General features: G+C 40.5%; 19 protein-coding genes and 2 pseudogenes. 2 read left to right on the forward strand and 19 right to left on the reverse strand.

Annotated elements, in window-relative coordinates; genetic code table 11:
- Positions 1-196: 196 nt before the first annotated feature.
- The 6 genes from CXF95_RS04760 to CXF95_RS04790 form a co-directional block, all read right to left on the reverse strand.
- Positions 197-1,624, reverse strand: coding sequence for a GGDEF domain-containing protein (locus CXF95_RS04760; protein ID WP_101197632.1), 1,428 nt, complete (start codon positions 1,622-1,624; stop codon positions 197-199).
- Between the two features lie 59 nt (positions 1,625-1,683).
- Positions 1,684-1,812: a hypothetical protein gene (locus tag CXF95_RS04765; protein ID WP_369809283.1), complete on the reverse strand. Its 129-nt coding sequence runs from the start codon at positions 1,810-1,812 to the stop codon at positions 1,684-1,686.
- Positions 1,813-2,103: 291 nt separating this feature from the next.
- A complete protein-coding gene (locus CXF95_RS04770; RefSeq protein ID WP_255418885.1) occupies positions 2,104-2,628 on the reverse strand; it encodes a LysR family transcriptional regulator in 525 nt (174 codons plus the stop codon).
- 331 nt (positions 2,629-2,959) lie between these two features.
- Positions 2,960-3,217: a type II toxin-antitoxin system BrnA family antitoxin gene (gene brnA, locus CXF95_RS04780; RefSeq protein ID WP_101197634.1), complete on the reverse strand. Its 258-nt coding sequence runs from the start codon at positions 3,215-3,217 to the stop codon at positions 2,960-2,962.
- Between the two features lie 139 nt (positions 3,218-3,356).
- Positions 3,357-3,647, reverse strand: a complete 291-nt coding sequence (locus CXF95_RS04785; protein ID WP_157828066.1) for a hypothetical protein — start codon at positions 3,645-3,647, stop codon at positions 3,357-3,359.
- Between the two features lie 43 nt (positions 3,648-3,690).
- Positions 3,691-6,138, reverse strand: coding sequence for a TonB-dependent receptor (locus CXF95_RS04790; protein WP_101197636.1), 2,448 nt, complete (start codon positions 6,136-6,138; stop codon positions 3,691-3,693).
- A gap of 216 nt (positions 6,139-6,354) precedes the next feature.
- On the opposite strand from CXF95_RS04790, the gene CXF95_RS04795 reads away from it, so the two are divergent.
- Positions 6,355-7,092, forward strand: a complete 738-nt coding sequence (locus CXF95_RS04795; protein ID WP_157828067.1) for a Crp/Fnr family transcriptional regulator — start codon at positions 6,355-6,357, stop codon at positions 7,090-7,092.
- A 560-nt stretch (positions 7,093-7,652) separates the two neighbouring features.
- On the opposite strand, the gene CXF95_RS04800 is transcribed toward CXF95_RS04795, so the two are convergent.
- The 11 genes and pseudogenes from CXF95_RS04800 to CXF95_RS04845 form a co-directional block, all read right to left on the reverse strand.
- A complete protein-coding gene (locus CXF95_RS04800) occupies positions 7,653-8,399 on the reverse strand; it encodes a hypothetical protein (RefSeq protein WP_101197638.1) in 747 nt (248 codons plus the stop codon).
- Positions 8,396-8,563, reverse strand: coding sequence for a hypothetical protein (locus CXF95_RS29470; RefSeq protein WP_157828068.1), 168 nt, complete (start codon positions 8,561-8,563; stop codon positions 8,396-8,398). The genes CXF95_RS04800 and CXF95_RS29470 overlap by 4 nt, the downstream gene beginning before the upstream one ends.
- 866 nt (positions 8,564-9,429) lie before the next feature.
- On the reverse strand, positions 9,430-10,881 hold the full coding sequence (locus CXF95_RS04805) for a DUF1996 domain-containing protein (protein WP_157828069.1): 1,452 nt from the start codon (positions 10,879-10,881) through the stop codon (positions 9,430-9,432).
- Positions 10,882-11,353: 472 nt separating this feature from the next.
- Positions 11,354-11,926: pseudogene (locus tag CXF95_RS04810) on the reverse strand (transposase); the annotation flags it as partial.
- A 247-nt stretch (positions 11,927-12,173) separates the two neighbouring features.
- The gene (locus CXF95_RS04815) at positions 12,174-13,151 is read right to left on the reverse strand and encodes a transposase (protein WP_101197640.1); all 978 of its coding nucleotides are present in this window, start codon (positions 13,149-13,151) and stop codon (positions 12,174-12,176) included.
- A 125-nt stretch (positions 13,152-13,276) separates the two neighbouring features.
- Positions 13,277-13,444 (reverse strand): annotated as a pseudogene (locus CXF95_RS04820) (transposase); the annotation flags it as partial.
- 120 nt (positions 13,445-13,564) lie between these two features.
- Entirely contained in the window at positions 13,565-14,290 is a 726-nt protein-coding gene (locus CXF95_RS04825) for a hypothetical protein (RefSeq protein WP_101197641.1), read from the reverse strand.
- The gene (locus tag CXF95_RS04830; protein WP_157828068.1) at positions 14,287-14,454 is read right to left on the reverse strand and encodes a hypothetical protein; all 168 of its coding nucleotides are present in this window, start codon (positions 14,452-14,454) and stop codon (positions 14,287-14,289) included. The genes CXF95_RS04825 and CXF95_RS04830 overlap by 4 nt, the downstream gene beginning before the upstream one ends.
- 32 nt (positions 14,455-14,486) lie before the next feature.
- Positions 14,487-14,723, reverse strand: coding sequence for a type II toxin-antitoxin system RelE/ParE family toxin (locus CXF95_RS31365; RefSeq protein WP_101197643.1), 237 nt, complete (start codon positions 14,721-14,723; stop codon positions 14,487-14,489).
- Positions 14,683-14,970 (reverse strand): type II toxin-antitoxin system ParD family antitoxin, encoded by a 288-nt coding sequence (locus tag CXF95_RS04840; protein ID WP_101197955.1) that lies wholly within the window; start codon positions 14,968-14,970, stop codon positions 14,683-14,685. The genes CXF95_RS31365 and CXF95_RS04840 overlap by 41 nt, the downstream gene beginning before the upstream one ends.
- A 515-nt stretch (positions 14,971-15,485) precedes the next feature.
- Positions 15,486-15,833 carry a hypothetical protein gene (locus CXF95_RS04845; RefSeq protein ID WP_101197644.1) on the reverse strand — a complete coding sequence of 116 codons (348 nt, stop codon included), beginning with the start codon at positions 15,831-15,833 and terminating at the stop codon, positions 15,486-15,488.
- 63 nt (positions 15,834-15,896) lie between these two features.
- Between CXF95_RS04845 and CXF95_RS31100 the strand changes: the two genes are divergently transcribed.
- Positions 15,897-16,025: a hypothetical protein gene (locus tag CXF95_RS31100; protein WP_255418886.1), complete on the forward strand. Its 129-nt coding sequence runs from the start codon at positions 15,897-15,899 to the stop codon at positions 16,023-16,025.
- A gap of 353 nt (positions 16,026-16,378) precedes the next feature.
- Here the strand turns inward: CXF95_RS31100 and CXF95_RS04855 are convergent, their stop codons facing one another.
- Positions 16,379-17,257 (reverse strand): hypothetical protein, encoded by an 879-nt coding sequence (locus CXF95_RS04855; protein WP_101197645.1) that lies wholly within the window; start codon positions 17,255-17,257, stop codon positions 16,379-16,381.
- 25 nt (positions 17,258-17,282) lie between these two features.
- The gene (locus CXF95_RS04860) at positions 17,283-17,858 is read right to left on the reverse strand and encodes an SET domain-containing protein (RefSeq protein ID WP_101197646.1); all 576 of its coding nucleotides are present in this window, start codon (positions 17,856-17,858) and stop codon (positions 17,283-17,285) included.
- Between the last annotated feature and the right edge of the window lie 23 nt (positions 17,859-17,881).

Here is a 17,881-nt window from a genome sequence, read left to right on the forward strand (position 1 = left end):
ATACTCTTCTTCTCTGATGGAGTGGTGGCCCCAGCATAAGACCATATTCACATCGAGGTCTTGTGATATGGCTTTGGCATGGTGGGTGGTTAAGCTCGTCCGTGCGTCTATTAATTTTTCGAAATTGGTACCGTGTTAGCTCCCATATAGAGCATATCGCGAAGCACGGCGAACAAATTTTCATGCACGCCGGTTATTAAATATCCTTAAATATTGTTTGATTTCGTCCAGCGTCTTTTGCTTTGAAAAGGAACGAATCTGCTATTTCGAACGCTTCTTCGAGGGGGCTTTCTTGAGTGATTTGGCATAAACCGCAAGACAACGTCACGGTAACTCGTTGTTCTTTAAATTTGTAAGGCAATGCCGATACTTTTTTGCGCATAATTTCTACTTTAGCAAACGCTTCTTCTAAACTGCTATTAGGTAGCAACATGACAAACTCTTCGCCACCCCAACGCGCTACAAAGTCTTCTTTGGGTAAGTATTGCCGAATGTGCTTCGCGATAACTTGAAGCGTTTTGTCGCCGACAGAATGGCCATAGGCGTCATTGATTTTTTTAAAATGATCAATATCTATTATGCCAATGCATAATGGTGTGGCATTTCTCTGAGCCTGTTGAACTTCAAATTGCGCTTTTTCTTCATACGCGATTCTGTTTGGTAGTTTTGTGAGTTGGTCCGATAGCGCTGCTTTACGCTGTGTATCGAGCTTTTGTTTATAGGTACTTGCTTCAGATTCAAGTGCAGCAACACGCTCTTGCATTTTTTTTATCTGCGCAATAGTTACTACTTGTTCTTTTTGATCCGCTAGGGCGGATAATTCAAGTGATGCTTGCATTTTATGGAGGCTTAGCTTCGCTTGCTCTTTCAGTTCGGTTAACTGTTGGCTATCTGAAATGAACGACTCCAATACTACAATTTGTTTTTTTATTGCACTGTTATATTGGTCACGAGCTTCGAAATTTTTTGTAGAAACGGCAATGGTTGTCTCAATATTATCGTTGATCATAGTAAGTGATCTATGCAAATTATTGATCAGGCGACTCGCTGGACTTGCTTCTTTGACCATATCATAGGCCACAAAGCGGATCATTACTAAGCAACACTCCATTATCTCTTTATGGTTTAACCCAGTATTGAGCTTGTGATAAATTTCTTGTAAGTGCTTGTTTTTTTTATTATCTGCAAAAAAAGGGGCAATAAGCCCTTTTAATTCTTGCGTAATGGTATCGTGCAGTAACGTTTGTTCGGGCGTTTGCGAATTGTTTTTATCCGGTGATAATGAGATTAAAAACTCGTTGACTTCCCTTTTAACATCGTCAGACATATGCTCGATTTTGGTCAGTTTTTTCAACTCTTTTTGTAACTTCAACACAGAGTCGAGGTTGCGCTGTCTAAAAAAATTAGTGTCTTTATTTAGAACCACATTAAGTTTACTAATTATTGCAGTAGCAGCGTCATAATCGGGCTTGCCCGACAAGTGCTTTTTGAGCATAACAACCTCTTGGTCGAATGTCGGATTTGCACCTTTATAAAAGTTTGCCATATTAACAATGAATATTGATAGTTTGTCTAAATAATGTCGCGAACTCATTAATTGTTGATGAGGCGAAACTGCTGTCATACTATGGACCTTAATGTGTTGCTTATCTTGCGTCCTGATCAGGCACTTCGAAGTTGGAACTAAATGGGTTGATATCCAGTTCGTCTTGTCGTGTGTGGCTTGCACTGCTGTAAATTATAATAAAAACGTTCTACACATTGCTCATGAAACTCATTGTGTTGTCTAAACGAAATTAAGTAACGCAACAAACCTTCGTGATATCTCTGGCTGCCCGTGTATTCTATTAAAATCCTTTACAATCTATCTGACGAGTATTTAACACAAGGTGAAGATTAACCTATGATTGTCTGAAAATGTGTCAGCCATCTGACAGATTAATACAATAACTGGTATATTAACCTTCGACTCAATCCCTCACTACAATGAAAATGTTGATGCCAATCAAGTATGATGATAGACAAGAAATAACCAAGTTGATCACAGCAGCTGATTGGTTTCAAGGGCTACCAGAGGAGGCCAAATTATTATGGGTGGCCTAATTAAGTTTTGCCTCGAAAGGCTGAATCGACGCCTTGTTCAACAATATCTATTTTTTGAACAGAAAAATTAATATTCCATTTTATATCTGTATGCTGCTGTATAAACAAATCAAGTGCTGGAGCCAAATGACCTAGCGCGAATGATAAAGGCACCGCAATATTCAATGTGCCGGTGAATGCCCTTTTACTGCTAGAAGTTTGACTGTTTAACTCTTCAACTTCATCTAAAATTAATTTGCTGCGTTGGTAATATCGTTGACCAGTTTCAGTGATGCTAGACATTCGAGTGGTACGATTAATTAGCTTGATACCAAGCTTATGCTCTAACGAAGCTAATCGCTTGCTCACCGCAGATTTAGCAATATTCAATTGTTCAGCCGCTTTGGTAACATTCCTATTTCTCAGTGAATTGAAGAAACATCTACAAAAATGACTAACCAAACAACCACTAGACAGCTCAAAATTGTTTATAAAGGGTAAAATGGCCTTCCATGGTGGGGAAGTTAAAATAACAGCACCAATCATTGTCCATAAAGCTGGTGAATATTTAAGTGCTGAAAAAAATCAGAATTAACATGCTGCAGCCACTGCTAATTAAGCGGTTTGTGTGTTGTTCGGTTGCTACACTGCCATATGTTTCCATAGCCCCACGTTTTGGATCCTTCAAAAACAACAACACAAGTGCCGATGTGAATAGCTGACTGTCAAGTAGGATATTTATCAATGGTTGGTTAATAAAAGTCGTTTGATAGGAGTATTTTAAATCTGGCATTTTACATAAGTGAAGGAAATGCTTCTGTGATTAACTCGACTTCGAGCTGGAAGTTCGATATATAGACTTCACCGTTACCAAAGCTTAGATGTTCCTCCGTCGTTTTTCTTCGAGTTTTCTTTCACCAGCCAAGTTTTCAGCCAACCAAAGTTTTATAATAGATTGCCTAGTAACGCCAATCCGATTAGCTTCAATGTCAAGAGATTCCAGCATCCACTCAGGAAAATCAACAATCACTCGTTTTTGTTTTTGTTTCTGTACGGGACGCTTAGGCTCTGATGACTCTGAGCCTTGAATAGTATAATCAGCATTAAACTCACTTTTAAAACTTTTATCTTCCATAATTTATAACCTCTGTTTGTACTGACCAACTTACATGTATAATTTTACAAGATGTATTTTCATTTTATGAAAAATGACGTTTATTTTACCTATACTCGGCCAATCTCGGATAAGCTTTTTGCCATACCAGCTAGTACCGTCAAAACACTCCAAAAATGAGTGCCGCTGCAATCAGACGGGAACGATGCACACAATCAGCAAGGGCGCCCATAAACAAGCCAGCAATAGAATACAAGACAACAAAAATGAGGCCTGTTAGTAGGCCAAATTGAAAATCGCTCAGGTTAAGTTCGTTATTAATGTCCGTACCAAAACTGGTGATGAGGTTACGGTCGACCATATTAAGTATATTAAGCACTGTGAGAAATAATAAAATGCCCATTACATTTTTAGATACCGTTTTTTGTAATTTAACCTTCGCTTGATTCATTGAGTCCCTTGTCACACTTGCTGTGTTGGCGTATTGGCCTAAATTAAAAACCATAATTTACCGTCACTCCGAAGCTTCTTGGTGTATTTGCAGCACCTTGAACGATGTGCTTTCGCTCAGCCGACTTGGTTGTCACGCTATCATTGTCACCAGCATTTTTAAGATAGAACTGAACCCAGAAAGACTGATTTTCAGGCTGAGTCCACGTTAAAAACAAATCAATATTTTCATAGCTATCCGTACGTACTTGGCTTTCGTTGAAAATACGGAACTCTTGCTCATCAACGAACGCAAATTGCCCAGCAAACCGCAAATCACCTATAGATGAATAAAGGGTATAGTCAGCACGCAGACTTAGCTTATTTTTAGGAGTTTGCAAAAGTGAATTGCCTTCAATACTGACGGGACCATCATCGGCACGACCAAAATATGTATTCACATAATTATCGGTCTTTACGAATTCTGAATGGTTGTATGAGTAGCTAGCCATAACGCGAAGGTTTTCAGATACTAGATAGGTTGACTCTATCTCCAAACCGTATATTTCAGACTTTTCAGCATTAAAGGCAGCGTCAATATTACTCAAAGTAACGGGATTGAGTACCGTTGTTTTGACTTGCATATCATTATAATCAGAAAAGAATGCGGCCGTATTTATCTGCCAACGGTCATCGATAGACACTTTATATCCAAGTTCATAGTTAATCAGCGTTTCTTTATCGAATATTGGGTCAATACCCGCGGCTTCAATAAAGCCACCCAGCAACATACCACCGGGCTTATAGCCAGTAGAGATATTGGCATACATTAGCGTATCTTCATCAGGGGTATATTCAAGCACTAGTCGTCCAGAAACATCCTCCCAGTTATCAGTCAGAGTGCGCAGGTCATTATTTGCGAATACATGACCACCTGGGCCAAATGCGCCATTAAATCGATTACCCGAATCGGTTGCAATAAACTGCTCTTCTTGCCCTACTTTTTCATCATATGAATAACGAAGGCCGCCTTTTAACGACCACTGATCATTAATGTTGTATGCAAGGTCGGCAAAAAATGCATAAGACTCTGCGTCCAAGTCGCCGTATTGATAGTAAAGTGTTCGTGGCTTAAAGTTTATAATTCCAAGCGTTTCTGCACTGGGATTGGCGTTATCGCCATAGCTATCTAGATTTGCGCTGGCCACATCGCGCTGCCAATAAGCCAGTTGGCGGTCCTCTTTATAATAGTATGCACCTAGCACCCAATTGAGCGGCCCATCATTGTTTGAAAGTAATTGTAGCTCGTGGGACGTTCGTTCTCCTGTATCTAATAATGAAATTTCTAACTGACCTCCTGTTTTACCATCAGTATCTATATCAAATAGACGTGATGTTCTATCCAAATCTTCACCTTCCACATCGACTTCTGCATCTTCATACCCGCCGATATATCGCAAAGTAGTGGCGCCAATATTCCAGGTCAAATCAACAACAAAGCCTAAAGTTTCAGTGTCGCGTATTGGTACTGAATTAAGATCAACGGTGCGTGGATCATTTACACTTGGGTTAATTGTTGTATAACCATCCTGTAGGTTGGCGTAAAGAAAGGAAATATTAGGATCACCCTCACCCGTACCAACAACAACACCGGCTGGACTGCCGCTAAGCGCAGTAATATTAGCCTGTGAATAGTATGGACTTAGCTGATAACCAAGATCACCGGCAGAGATATGATTGGCACGAGAGCCATAGGCTCTAGTAAAAAGTTGGATGTTGTCTGAGAAGTCATACTCTATGCCTACATTCCAATTTTCTGCATCCATGGAGTCCAAATCAGGACCGCCGAGATTATTGATGTAACCATCTCGCGACTCAGTTCCGATTGACGCACGATAACGCATTTCGTCAGAGAGGGACCCAGACGTGGCAAAGTTAAATTTTTGCGTATTAAAATTACCTAACCCCATTCTAAATGTAGATTCAGTTTTTTCAGTTGGTCTTTTTGTTACAATACTCACTGCGCCGCCCGTAGCATTTCGTCCAAACAGCGTGCCCTGTGGGCCTCTAACAATTTCAATGCGTTGTGTGTCGAAGGATGAGCGATTTATATCTAAGGCATTATTCGAATAGATACCATCAACATAGAGCGCAACGCCAGAGTCAACGCCAGGCTGATTGTCTTGCAGGCCTACGCCACGTATAAAAATACGCGCCGGGTTTGAGTTGTATGACAGTGATGGGGTTAAGTTAAGATAATCAGCCCCCGTACTTATCCCAAGGTCATCCATCATTTTACTGTTATAAGCAGAAATCGCGAGTGAGGTGTCGTTCAAACTTATTTTACGCTTAGTCGCCGTGACTAAAATCGTTTCAATAGCTAGAGATGAGTCCACTGCTTCCTTATCAGTCGCCATCGCTGATTGTTCAGCCGCTATGGCGCTAAAAGAACCAATCAGTGTCATGTATAGAATTGGTCGATATAAGTGTAAGCTGAGTTTATGGTTGTGCATCTATATGTTCTCTTTAATAATTTACTTTTCTACAAAGCCCATCAGTCTCAACATTTTCGTCACTGAACTTTTAAATAAGGGTTCTATGCACCATAGACCTATACAAGGTGAAGATTAATGTATAATTGTCTGAGAATGTGTCAGCTACCTGACAGATTAATACAATAACGGGTATATTTACGTTTAACTCAATTCATCACTTCAATGAGAATATTAATGCCAATCAAGTCTGATGTTACACAACAAATAACCAAGTTGATCACAGCAGCCGATTGGTTTCAAGGGCTACCAGAGGAGGCTATAAACAGACTTGTAAATGCTGCTAAATTGGACACTTTTTCTACCAATAGGCCTTTATATCTGATAGGCACGGAAGCCAATAATGTCTTCGGTATATTATCTGGCAATGTGGAGATTAGTATCAGTAGCTATAACGGAGAAGAATTTACTATTTGCGATGAAGGGGCCGGTTATTGGTTGGGGGAGTTTACGCTCGCTAACGACAGTCCAAGAATATTAAATGTTGTCGCACAAGAGGAAACCCAAGCCGTTGTTATACCAAAATCTGTGTTGAATGCTATTGGCGACGAATTTCCTTTAATATACCGAAATCTTTTTAAAAATCAAACACACCGATTCATCCGACTTTACCAATTGTTTGGTTATATGATTTTTTACCCACTAGAATCGAGATTGGCGTTAATAGCGCTGAGCTTAGTCGAAACACATGGCGTAAGTCAGGATAATCATATCTTGATTAAGACCAAACTAAGCCAAGCCGACCTGAGTAAACGAACCCTCGGCTCGCGCCAGAGTGTTAATCAAATACTCCGTAGATGGAGTGTTGAAGATATATTTGTTAAGTCACCAACAGGTTATATAATTAACGATCTTGATGCGCTGAAGTTAAAACTATCTAGCCCTATTGACTCAGAGTTTCTACCAGGTGTGTAATAATTTAATTACACACCGTTTCTCGAGCTTAGGTCGATACCCAAACTCGCAGCAGTTTTCTGTGAAAATGTAACCGTTTGCTCAGAGCCCGCCTAAGGCACTGCCTCGCCTTCAAGTGAGTTTATCGCATCCCAGTTATCAGCGGTTCCTTCAGGTGTTCATCATGCAGATGACAGCCATATTTACAATTTTAGCGTGATAAAGCTTATCAGCTTGATTATTTTTTCTGTTGACTCGTTTATGGTTATTCTTGCCTGGTTGAGATGCAGTTACTTGAGTTCGAAGATTGCTGTTGGGGGCAAAACACACCAAAAAGGTTGGGCACGCTGAGTCTTGGCGGCAGAATAAGAGCCGCCAACTTATCCTTAAAATCGATGAGATTAAAAATATACATCGGCTAGCCGTTCACCGGTGTGCCATCACGATATGGTGTCTTCAATTAATTTCGCACTTGCCTATATTGAGGTCCCATGGCAATGCGATAGTTAACAGAGGCTCTCTGTAGTTGCAACAATTTGCCTTCATCATCTTAAGCTAACTGTTTTCCATATAGCGCTCCACTAAGCCTCAACGTGTTGGTCAAAGCTACTGATAGTTGTTGCTGCCTTATAAACAACCGAACCGATTTGAAAGTGCATTAATTTTTCTAAACCATCTTGGCGTTTAGGTGTTGCTGTAAAACCATGGATATATTTAGCATCCACAGCTTTCTTCTGCTGGCTTTTAAGTTTACCAGTGAACTTGATTTTTTCTAATTGGCTACCTGCAAATCGTTTGTCACTGTATTCTGGCGCTATTTCAATATAAGTATTTAACTGATTCAAAGTTGATTGAAGTTGTGATTTAGTTACCTTTCGAGTAGCTGCCAATATTGACCACTTATCATTATAAGGAATGCCTTCATTGTTAATGAAAATACTATTGTTATTTTTTCTTGGCTCTAGCTGCAGCGGTAATGCAATGAGGTTACCAAAGCCCCCCTCTGGCATAATATCTTGGTTAGGAAATAGTCTATTGAAGCAATAAAATGATAGTAACGGATAGCGTTCCATTGTTTTACGAAGTAAACCATTACCTAATCGCCGAGCATCACTAGCAGCTTCAGCTTGTGAGAAAAAGATCCATATATGGCCACCGTTGCCACTTATTGAACGTTCTAATAGATAGGGAATATTTAACGATTCGCAAGTCGTTGCAAATGCAGATGTAGCCTCAAACCAGTCCTCTTTATCAAAATCGGCTGCAAGTAAATACGTTGAATTATCAGTTAATAGAGGGTAGATGCCGATGGTTTTAAACCCTTTCAAATGTCCATAAACGGCTTGGTGATCTGGTACTTTAAAGTTCTGATTTTTACATTCAGTACAGCCGATTTTTGGTTTGTTGCAAATTTTTGGTTGACATTCATTCCAGCAAGCAGGTGAATAGCCACTCCTACCATTTTTTGATTCCCATCTAAACGGGTAAACATCGTTACGGCCTTTAAAATATGAAAGAAAAAGATCAATTTTTTTCTACAGGAAAGCTTCTAGCACCATTATAAACATCACTTCTTTCCTTACCGAAGTCAGGGTATTGAGCTAGTTTGAATAGGCTGAGTCTATGGTTTGAGCATATACTTCTGCCTGTGTGCTCCCCCAAGATGCAATTGTTGTTGAAATTATTTTGAATAAATCCTCTTCAGCTAAAGGAGATAACCTATAGTTCGACATTGACGCCATTGCTTGTAGACTTTCCATCTACTGCGCTGGAGGCTTGTTCAAGTTTAATAATTAGAAGTGATAAAACAAAAAAAAGCTCGAATATTACTATTCGGGCTCTTCATAAACGTTTGAATTTCTATGCAATAATCATTTCTGATTTATTACATCATGCCGCCCACTGGCACATATGCCATTGATATTATTAATAAAATAAAAAAACTGAAAACTATACCCCACTTTATACCCCTTTGAATCATGCAATTCTATGCAACCTTGTAATAAATCCCATCAGTTAGTGTAAATGAGGGACAAAGGATGACTAATTAGCTTAAATCGACATATTTGAATTAAATATCCAATGACAAAATTACGGCAAAACCGGCCGTACGCCGTTCAAAATTGTACGGGAAGAATGAGCCATAAGCGGTCATAAGCTAATTGTCTACAAAAGACTTAAATCGTCCTAATTGCTGAGGTAAGAAATCTAGAAAAAGCTGTCATTTAACGTTGTTCTGACCCTAATAGCTTTTAAATTATCGTCATTTGAGTTTCGTATGGTTTGAATGATTAGCTGTATCTAATCCAACTAACCAAGACCCAACGAGGTAGGTCTTGGTTAGTCATTATTAATTTGCTAACCACGACCACCATTGATGATTTCAGGCTCTTCTTGAGTACCTGGTCTGGTGTCTGATAACCGGAAACCATTTGCTAGATTACCATCATGACAATCGAGGCCTTGCTTAATGCAATTATCAAGCAGCATTTGCATCAACTCGGGTTGCCAACCATTCATCCAATCAGCATGTAAAGACATTCCGCCAGAATTAGTATCAGTGGCTTCATAAATATCAGAAGCGAGTTTCCAATTATCTGATTTCTGAGTATCAGGGTGGGAAACACCCCCGGTTACCGCATAACCAAAATGATAACTTAGCCTTACGAGTGATATGGGGTGAGTATCGGGACAAACTATTTGACCACCGCCTTTGATAGGGTATGCCAAATGGCTTTGGTGATTATCTGAATCTAAGTTGACGCCATCCCAGCAGTTGGGGAAAAGCAGATCCGCACGCACTATATCGCCTTCGTCACAGCTAGGAATACCAGTTGTATACTGTACTTCGTCATCATCATTGGCAGCACGCCAACTGTTACAATGCCAGCGAACTATCGATGTGTCCTGCTCTTGTCCTGGTTGACCCATTCCACTGCCTACTATTATTCGCATGCCAAGTGGGATTGGCTCAATAGCAGCTAGATCAGTTGTTGCAGCAGAATAGTAAAAAAGTTCATGAGACTCATCCGGATCGCCTGTTATCCCTGATACCGCCACCCACGCTGGGTCGCCGTTGGTATCTAGGAGTCGCTCTCCCAAATTGTCATATGAAGGCGCTAATAATGCGGGTGCCCAATAGCCGGACCTGTTGAGTACGTTTCCTTGACAAGTCCCTTCACCGCTTGTAAACAAGCTTTCATCCGTGGTGTTATGGTCGACGAGAGTATTTCCATAAAATCGATGTAAATGAGCTGCACCTTCTGCACCAGGGTAAACGATAGGGTCGTTGTAGCTTGAATGAGAGAAGTCACATTTTACTCTGAATATTCCGAGCCAACCTTCTGAGACTGCTGGATAATCACTTTCGGTTAATAATTCAGGATGATGTGGCTGATTACCAATTGACTCCGTCACGCTGACTGTATTCCATGTGTAAACATTTTCATCACCCTGTGCTCCAGTTGCATCGGCCGCTTTAACTGCAAATGTATGTTCACCAACCGCCAATGGCATGTAAATCATCGGGCTGTCGCAAGCAATAAAGGCATCTCCGTTCATACTACAAAGATAACTAGCCGCATCATCGGCATTAAATTCAAATTCAGCGTAGGCATCATAACTTTCAGAGGGCGGCATTTTGCTTAAGTTTATATTCAGCGCACTGGCTGGAGGCGTCGGAGGGGCTTGTGCAATAACGACTTCCTCCACTGGGAATTCTGATTCTGATCCCCCTCCACAGTTAAACAATACAATTGTCGAGGCGCTTAGTAGTACCACTTTTACGGTTTTGTTTCGTAAAAAACTCATGAGCAGGTGTTCCTTAAAATAATATATAAAGAGAATATCCATAATATAATCTTGAACGCAAAGTAACGTATAGACTTTGTAAATTTTGTGTAAATATATTTGCTTAACTTCTTGTGATTCACATGAGGTGAGAATAGCGCTAAACCATCTAAAGTTGGATCGTTTCGAGTATACTAGCGTATGTTTGATTATTATTAGATTAGTCATTTATATAAGTGACTATAATGTCGGATCATCTGTAATAAGCATTCGAAAGAAAAGGTCCGCTTCTCGCTCAGGCTGTGTGAAAACCCTATCCTTGATACAAATTTAGTCTTGTGCGTTTTTGACTCAAATTCAAAATAGTTAGACGTGCTATTTAGGTTGAGAGCAATCTAAAAAATGATGTTGGTTTTTTAGTCGTGTTTCTAAAATTGATGATAAATAGGCGTGATGGCTGGGTTTTAAAGGGGAATTTGCAGCTAACTAGCCACTATTCCTGCATGGCGGCTAGTAGTGTGGGTATGCCGACTATCGACATCATTCGTTTGAGATTGTAGGCCAGCACGTGAAGACTCATTTCGGTACTGACATTCTTCTTACGTTTCATTAAGAAGTGAGACGTCCCCATCCACATTTTGATAGTACCAAACGGGTGCTCGACAGTCTGCTTTCTGATGACGGTGGTTTCAGGCGCTGCATCTAATCGCGCTTTCATCGCGTCAATATCGGCTTCATGTATCCAACGCCGCATTTTCCTTGGCTCGGTTTTTGATTGAGTACATTGAGCACGAATTTTACAATCCCTGCATGCGATATGATTGACATACACCTTCTGCTCTAAGCCACTCTCAACCACGTTTCGTCTATGTGGTAGCGTATCGCCTGCTGGGCAAATATAGATATCTTTATCCTTGTCATACTTGAACAATGATTTATTGAATATGCCTTTCTTCTTTGAGCCAGAGGTATCGGTGTGAGGCACTAAAGCAGTCGCGCCTAAATCTCGCGCGGCTTTGATATCATTGCGGCTGAAGTAACCTTTGTCTGCAATAACGGTAATACTTAATAAGCTAATACTTAATAAGCCACCCATAATTTACTTAATAAGCCACCCATAATAAAATTAAATAAAAAGTACATATTTCTTACTTAATTTTGGACTTGAAATATTAGATGGGTAAAGTCAGCAGGAAGACTTTGGCTATGTTGGCTGTATTTTGGGTAGTTAGAGTGAAACACTGATTTTTATGCATATTTTGTCCTCTTCAATTTAAAAAGTACAAAACAGGGTAAATGTTTGTTGGGTATCCCTACGATAGCAGTCGTTTGGCCTGCCTCATCCCACCTATTCGTTTTCTGTGGGTATGGGTTTTGAAGTTTTTCATCATCTGCTCTGCGCCCGCGGCATAACAAAAGTGTTGTTCGAATTCAGTTGTCAGGGTTATCCATTGCTCTTCTGATAAACCTAATCGGCTCAGAATGGGGTTTTGTGCTGAGTCGATAGCACCTGCTTTATCTGCTCGGATAATTCGGCCTGTGGTGTCAACCAGTTCACAGTAATCTTGTAGCGAAAATGCAATGCCTTGGGGCATATCTTGTCTGGGGTTGCCGACAAAGGGTAGTAACTTATAAGGTTGGCGTTTGTGCTGTTGTATTGCCTCAGTTCGTTTTTGAATACTGGTGTGCTGTGAGGTTTCAGGGGTTTTCGCCATTTTAGCTCTAATTGGATTTAAGTCGACATACGCCATACAGGATAAGACTGCAGCATCATCTAACAACGCTTGGGATTTAAAGCGGCCTTCCCAGAATCTGCCTGTGCAGCCGTCTTCTTTATTGGCCTGCCTGGCAATAGGCTCACTTAAACTGGCCATCAACCAACTGATGTCATACAAACGCTGGCGGTATATAGCGATAGTATCTTTAAGGCTTAGCCATTCATTATCGCTTAATAACTCATTACGCATGAATTTCTGGCTCAGTAACGTACCTCTATGTAACCGATGCCAGCGGCCTACCACTTGTTTATCTGACCAAGACATGGCTTTATCTTTATCTACACACAGCACCAGATGCACATGATTGCTCATCACTGCATAAGCACAGATACCAATGGCAAATACTGACGATAACCACAATACCTTATCTTCTACCCAGGTCCGTCTGTGCTCGTAACTCGTACCAGAGTATTCGTCAATACCGCATAAAAAGGCACGTCTAACGCACCGTGATACGCAATGGTAATAGGGGGTGTCGATGAGGCTGACCTGAGATGAACGAGGCTTGGGCATAAGTGACTCCTTTCAATTTGTGCTACTTCAATTGGTGTTATCAAAGCTTAGTGCAGTACAAAAAACAGTCAAATTATTATGGGTGGCCTATTAAAGTTCAATGGGTGGCCTATTAAAGTTCATTCTGACGATAACCACAATACCTTATCTTCTACCCAGGTCCGTCTGTGCTCGTAACTCGTACCAGAGTATTCGTCAATACCGCATAAAAAGGCACGTCTAACGCACCGTGATACGCAATGGTAATAGGGGGTGTCGATGAGGCTGACCTGAGATGAACGAGGCTTGGGCATAAGTGACTCCTTTCAATTTGTGCTACTTCAATTGGTGTTATCAAAGCTTAGTGCAGTACAAAAAACAGTCAAATTATTATGGGTGGCCTATTAAAGTTCATTAAAGTTCCCTATTAAAGTTCATTTACTGATAGTTGTTGCTGCCTTATAAACAACCGAACCGATTTGAAAGTGCATTAATTTTTCTAAACCATCTTGGCGTTTAGGTGTTGCTGTAAAACCATGGATATATTTAGCATCCACAGCTTTCTTCTGCTGGCTTTTAAGTTTACCAGTGAACTTGATTTTTTCTAATTGGCTACCTGCAAATCGTTTGTCACTGTATTCTGGCGCTATTTCAATATAAGTATTTAACTGATTCAAAGTTGATTGAAGTTGTGATTTAGTTACCTTTCGAGTAGCTGCCAATATTGACCACTTATCATTATAAGGAATGCCTTCATTGTTAATGAAAATACTATTGTTATTTTTTCTTGGCTCTAGCTGCAGCGGTAATGCAATGAGGTTACCAAAGCCCCCCTCTGGCATAATATCTTGGTTAGGAAATAGTCTATTGAAGCAATAAAATGATAGTAACGGATAGCGTTCCATTGTTTTACGAAGTAAACCATTACCTAATCGCCGAGCATCACTAGCAGCTTCAGCTTGTGAGAAAAAGATCCATATATGGCCACCGTTGCCACTTATTGAACGTTCTAATAGATAGGGAATATTTAACGATTCGCAAGTCGTTGCAAATGCAGATGTAGCCTCAAACCAGTCCTCTTTATCAAAATCGGCTGCAAGTAAATACGTTGAATTATCAGTTAATAGAGGGTAGATGCCGATGGTTTTAAACCCTTTCAAATGTCCATAAACGGCTTGGTGATCTGGTACTTTAAAGTTCTGATTTTTACATTCAGTACAGCCGATTTTTGGTTTGTTGCAAATTTTTGGTTGACATTCATTCCAGCAAGCAGGTGAATAGCCACTCCTACCATTTTTTGATTCCCATCTAAACGGGTAAACATCGTTACGGCCTTTAAAATATGAAAGAAAAAGATCAATTTTTTTCTACAGGAAAGCTTCTAGCACCATTATAAACATCACTTCTTTCCTTACCGAAGTCAGGGTATTGAGCTAGTTTGAATAAGGCTGAGTCTATGGTTTGAGCATATACTTCTGCCTGTGTGCTCCCCCAAGATGCAATTATTGTTGAAATTATTTTGAATAAATCCTCTTCAGCTAAAGGAGATAACCTATAGTTCGACATTGACGCCATTACTTGTAGACTTTCCATCTACTGCGCTGGAGGCTTGTTCAAATATATCCATCACACTGTACTTTGATGATTCGCCAGCAGCTAGCTGTTCAAATCCTTTAGCGACTTCTTCTCTTAATATTTCAAGTTGCTTGTCTTTGGCATCATCTTTTTCAAATAACATTCTTAATCCATCACGGATCACTTCACTTGCTGAGGTATATAAGCCATCAGATACCTTTTCGGTAATTCTTCGTTCAAATTCTTTACCTAAAGAAATATTCATAATTAACACTCCAATCATCTCGTTCTCATATTATGAGCATGATATGCGCATAATTCAAGTTTGGTTGAAAGGTTAAAACCAAAGCTAGCATCAACTCATTTATACAAAATACAGTAAAAAATAAATTAAGCATGGAGCTCAAAGCAAATTAATACCCCTGCTTATCCCCTGAAGTTGCAGTTATATGCAACCGAATGCAAGCCCCTAAAAATGAAAAAAGCCCGAAAACTTTGGTTTTCGGGCTTTTTTGCAACACTATGCAATACAGTGCAATAGGTTTGGGCGCTACATCATGCCCCCCATTAACGCCTATATCATTTATAGTAATAACAAAATAAAAAAGTTGAGAATCGGTACCCCGCTTTACACTCCCCTGAATCGTGCAACCCTATGCAATGTTATGCAACCTCTTAATAGGTAGCCAAATTAACTAGGCCAATTCACTTCCCACTCAAAGTTTAGGGAGAATAAATTATACCCCTATACTATACAACAGGAGTTGATTTTGCTCTAGTTTAAGGTTTTCCTATTCGAAAATAACGTTTGAGAACTGTCGAGAGTTGGTTTTGTTTTTTACGTACAATGTGTTTTACACTAGCGTCTGGCACAAATAACATTGAATGCCCCTTATGATGTAGGCGTTTTAAAAACTCAGTTTCTGAGCCCGCCACATAATTTGTTGTTCCATTAGGTCTGATGTCTGGTGAAAATATGAAATCGTCAAAAATTTCACTTTTCACCATCAAGTTTGGTCCTTTTATTTTTTTCCAATCAATCACGTCTGCTAGCAAACCTATTGGTGTACCGGCATAGGCTCTTCCTTCTACTGCTAATTGAATTAGCCATTTGGGAGGTGGGCTCAACCAGTGATGCCTTACTATTTTGCTATTTTTAAATCATAGTGACTTATATGATTTGTGTATACCATGCTGTTCTTAGAAGGCGCGATTAATGAAAGCCCATGGTGTGGTCACACCTTTACCCGAATAAAAGCGCCTTCTCATGATGACATGGTAGAGCTAGTGAATACCATCAGCCAATGCAGACGAGCCTGACAAATTAGAACGCCTGTGCCGTTACATCAGTCGCACAGCCATCAGCGAACTAGCAGGTAATCTGCCTTATCATGCGAGGAGCATGAGTTGGCTAGCAAGGACTGCGCAAAGACCGGTAACCGGCTAGTAAGAACGTGTCTTCAACATAGATATTACCGAACGTGAGAAATGCCAAAGGCACAACGTGACGATAATTGCCTGCATCACAGACAGGTTACCTGCTAGCCCACCGTGATCAAGAAAATACTCGCACACTTAGAAAAAAGTACCCAGTATCAGCGCAAGAAAATCTATTACCGCTTCTGCGAGCCGGTGACCGGGGCGACCGCCCCCTTAATCAAATTTAGACTTATTCAAGTTGGGTAGATCCCCGAGTGTAATCGTTCCGCAATAGTTTGCGCCCATTTTGCGGCTACGGGATCACCCTTGACGTTTCCCGCGCTCGGGGTTCGATTGACGTCAAACACAACAACTTGGCCGTCACGGATAACATAGTCGATTTTGCCGAAATCAGCCTTCAGCTCTTTTCGGTAGGCTTGTAACTGAACTGGTATCTCTTGCTCTTCCCAATAGTCGATAAGGTGATCATCTGAATCCACGGCGTGAATAGGAACACTGGTTGAGTGGATTTCATTATACTCCTTCTCACCTAAGAAGTAATAACGCCTCTGGTAATATGCTTCACCGTGTTTTTCTGGGAGAAATTTTTCGACGATCAACTCATCATTTTTAAATACTGAACGAGGAACTTTCCTCTTCTGCGAATAAATAAGGTAGTCACTCGGTGTTTGAATCACCCCAGGATCCTTAAGTTTGTAGCGCTTTTTCATCCTTTGCAGCCAACTGAGCGGCTTTGCCTCAGGTCTCGTTCCCAATTTCACCTCCGGCGTTCCGCCGCAGTTGAGATCGGTCTTTATAATCACAGGTCCACGGTATGCATCACCTCTCTCTACTAGGTTTCGGCTGATAGCCCGCTTGCGGATATCTGTTAGTCCTAAATTTACCACTCTGGGATATTGCCTAGCGAAGGTTAGGTATTCCTCCGGCGTTTCAGAGAGATCCACATGTATGACTAATATATCTGCAGGTATGTACTCTTCACAACCGAATAAGAAATTAACTATATGCCCCTCCTTCTCCCAGTATTTAGCGAATTGGGCCATGATGGACATCTTTGCCCGAAACTCGGTATGGAGGTGGTGGTGTAGAATATTTATAGTCAAATATTTCATCCTAACTCCTCATTTAAATATTCACTCAAACAGGTAACTGCTCAGCTACTGAAGTATAAGAAAGATTACCTCTGAGGTAATCTTTAAGTTTTTCAGCAACAAGTGGCGACACAAGAAAATCGAGAGGTTGCACTACTTTTTCATAATAAGCTAGTGCGCTCTTTATACTACAATCAATACTCTCCAGCGGGAGTTCGTTCATCGGTGAACGCGGACATTGTGAATTATCACAGAAGAATTGGAATGTGTTATGCTTCGAAAACAACCGATAATTAGTAGTCAGTTCCTCGTCAGCTTGCACGTCTCGCACTGCAATTTCAAATTCATATCCAGTAGAAAGTGAATTGGGCTGACAGCAATGGTTAATATACTTCGCATTGTCCCAAGAGAGCACCATATTCCCACAGGGTGGCTCGAAGGCGAATTTATGAATACTATCTATAAGTACCTGAGGAAGCTTCGAGAGTTCATCTGGAGAAATAACAATATCGAGTAGGTCCTGGCAGTAGGTGACGGTCCCTTTAGGGATGAACTCTGTGGCGAAAAGACCGTAGCCTTTTTCGTCTGAAATCCACTTCGTTTGTAGGCTAGGTAGTACCATAATTTAGAATTTAGTGATCTGAT

Origin of the sequence: Paraglaciecola sp. MB-3u-78, assembly GCF_002835935.1 — a bacterium.
Lineage (GTDB): Bacteria > Pseudomonadota > Gammaproteobacteria > Enterobacterales > Alteromonadaceae > Paraglaciecola.

What these genes read in the sequence shown, in the direction of transcription:
- CXF95_RS04770 (WP_255418885.1), bottom strand. Translation starts at nt 2,628, where the DNA reads ATGATTGGTGCTGTTATTTTAACTTCCCCACCATGGAAGGCCATTTTA.
- brnA (WP_101197634.1), bottom strand. Translation starts at nt 3,217, where the DNA reads ATGGAAGATAAAAGTTTTAAAAGTGAGTTTAATGCTGATTATACTATT.
- CXF95_RS04855 (WP_101197645.1), bottom strand. Translation starts at nt 17,257, where the DNA reads ATGAAATATTTGACTATAAATATTCTACACCACCACCTCCATACCGAG.
- CXF95_RS04830 (WP_157828068.1), bottom strand. Translation starts at nt 14,454, where the DNA reads ATGTTTACCCGTTTAGATGGGAATCAAAAAATGGTAGGAGTGGCTATT.
- CXF95_RS04805 (WP_157828069.1), bottom strand. Translation starts at nt 10,881, where the DNA reads ATGAGTTTTTTACGAAACAAAACCGTAAAAGTGGTACTACTAAGCGCC.
- CXF95_RS04840 (WP_101197955.1), bottom strand. Translation starts at nt 14,970, where the DNA reads ATGAATATTTCTTTAGGTAAAGAATTTGAACGAAGAATTACCGAAAAG.
- CXF95_RS31365 (WP_101197643.1), bottom strand. Translation starts at nt 14,723, where the DNA reads ATGGAAAGTCTACAAGTAATGGCGTCAATGTCGAACTATAGGTTATCT.
- CXF95_RS31100 (WP_255418886.1), top strand. Translation starts at nt 15,897, where the DNA reads ATGCTGTTCTTAGAAGGCGCGATTAATGAAAGCCCATGGTGTGGTCAC.
- CXF95_RS04760 (WP_101197632.1), bottom strand. Translation starts at nt 1,624, where the DNA reads ATGACAGCAGTTTCGCCTCATCAACAATTAATGAGTTCGCGACATTAT.
- CXF95_RS04860 (WP_101197646.1), bottom strand. Translation starts at nt 17,858, where the DNA reads ATGGTACTACCTAGCCTACAAACGAAGTGGATTTCAGACGAAAAAGGC.
- CXF95_RS04790 (WP_101197636.1), bottom strand. Translation starts at nt 6,138, where the DNA reads ATGCACAACCATAAACTCAGCTTACACTTATATCGACCAATTCTATAC.
- CXF95_RS29470 (WP_157828068.1), bottom strand. Translation starts at nt 8,563, where the DNA reads ATGTTTACCCGTTTAGATGGGAATCAAAAAATGGTAGGAGTGGCTATT.
- CXF95_RS04785 (WP_157828066.1), bottom strand. Translation starts at nt 3,647, where the DNA reads ATGAATCAAGCGAAGGTTAAATTACAAAAAACGGTATCTAAAAATGTA.
- CXF95_RS04815 (WP_101197640.1), bottom strand. Translation starts at nt 13,151, where the DNA reads ATGCCCAAGCCTCGTTCATCTCAGGTCAGCCTCATCGACACCCCCTAT.
- CXF95_RS04795 (WP_157828067.1), top strand. Translation starts at nt 6,355, where the DNA reads ATGCCAATCAAGTCTGATGTTACACAACAAATAACCAAGTTGATCACA.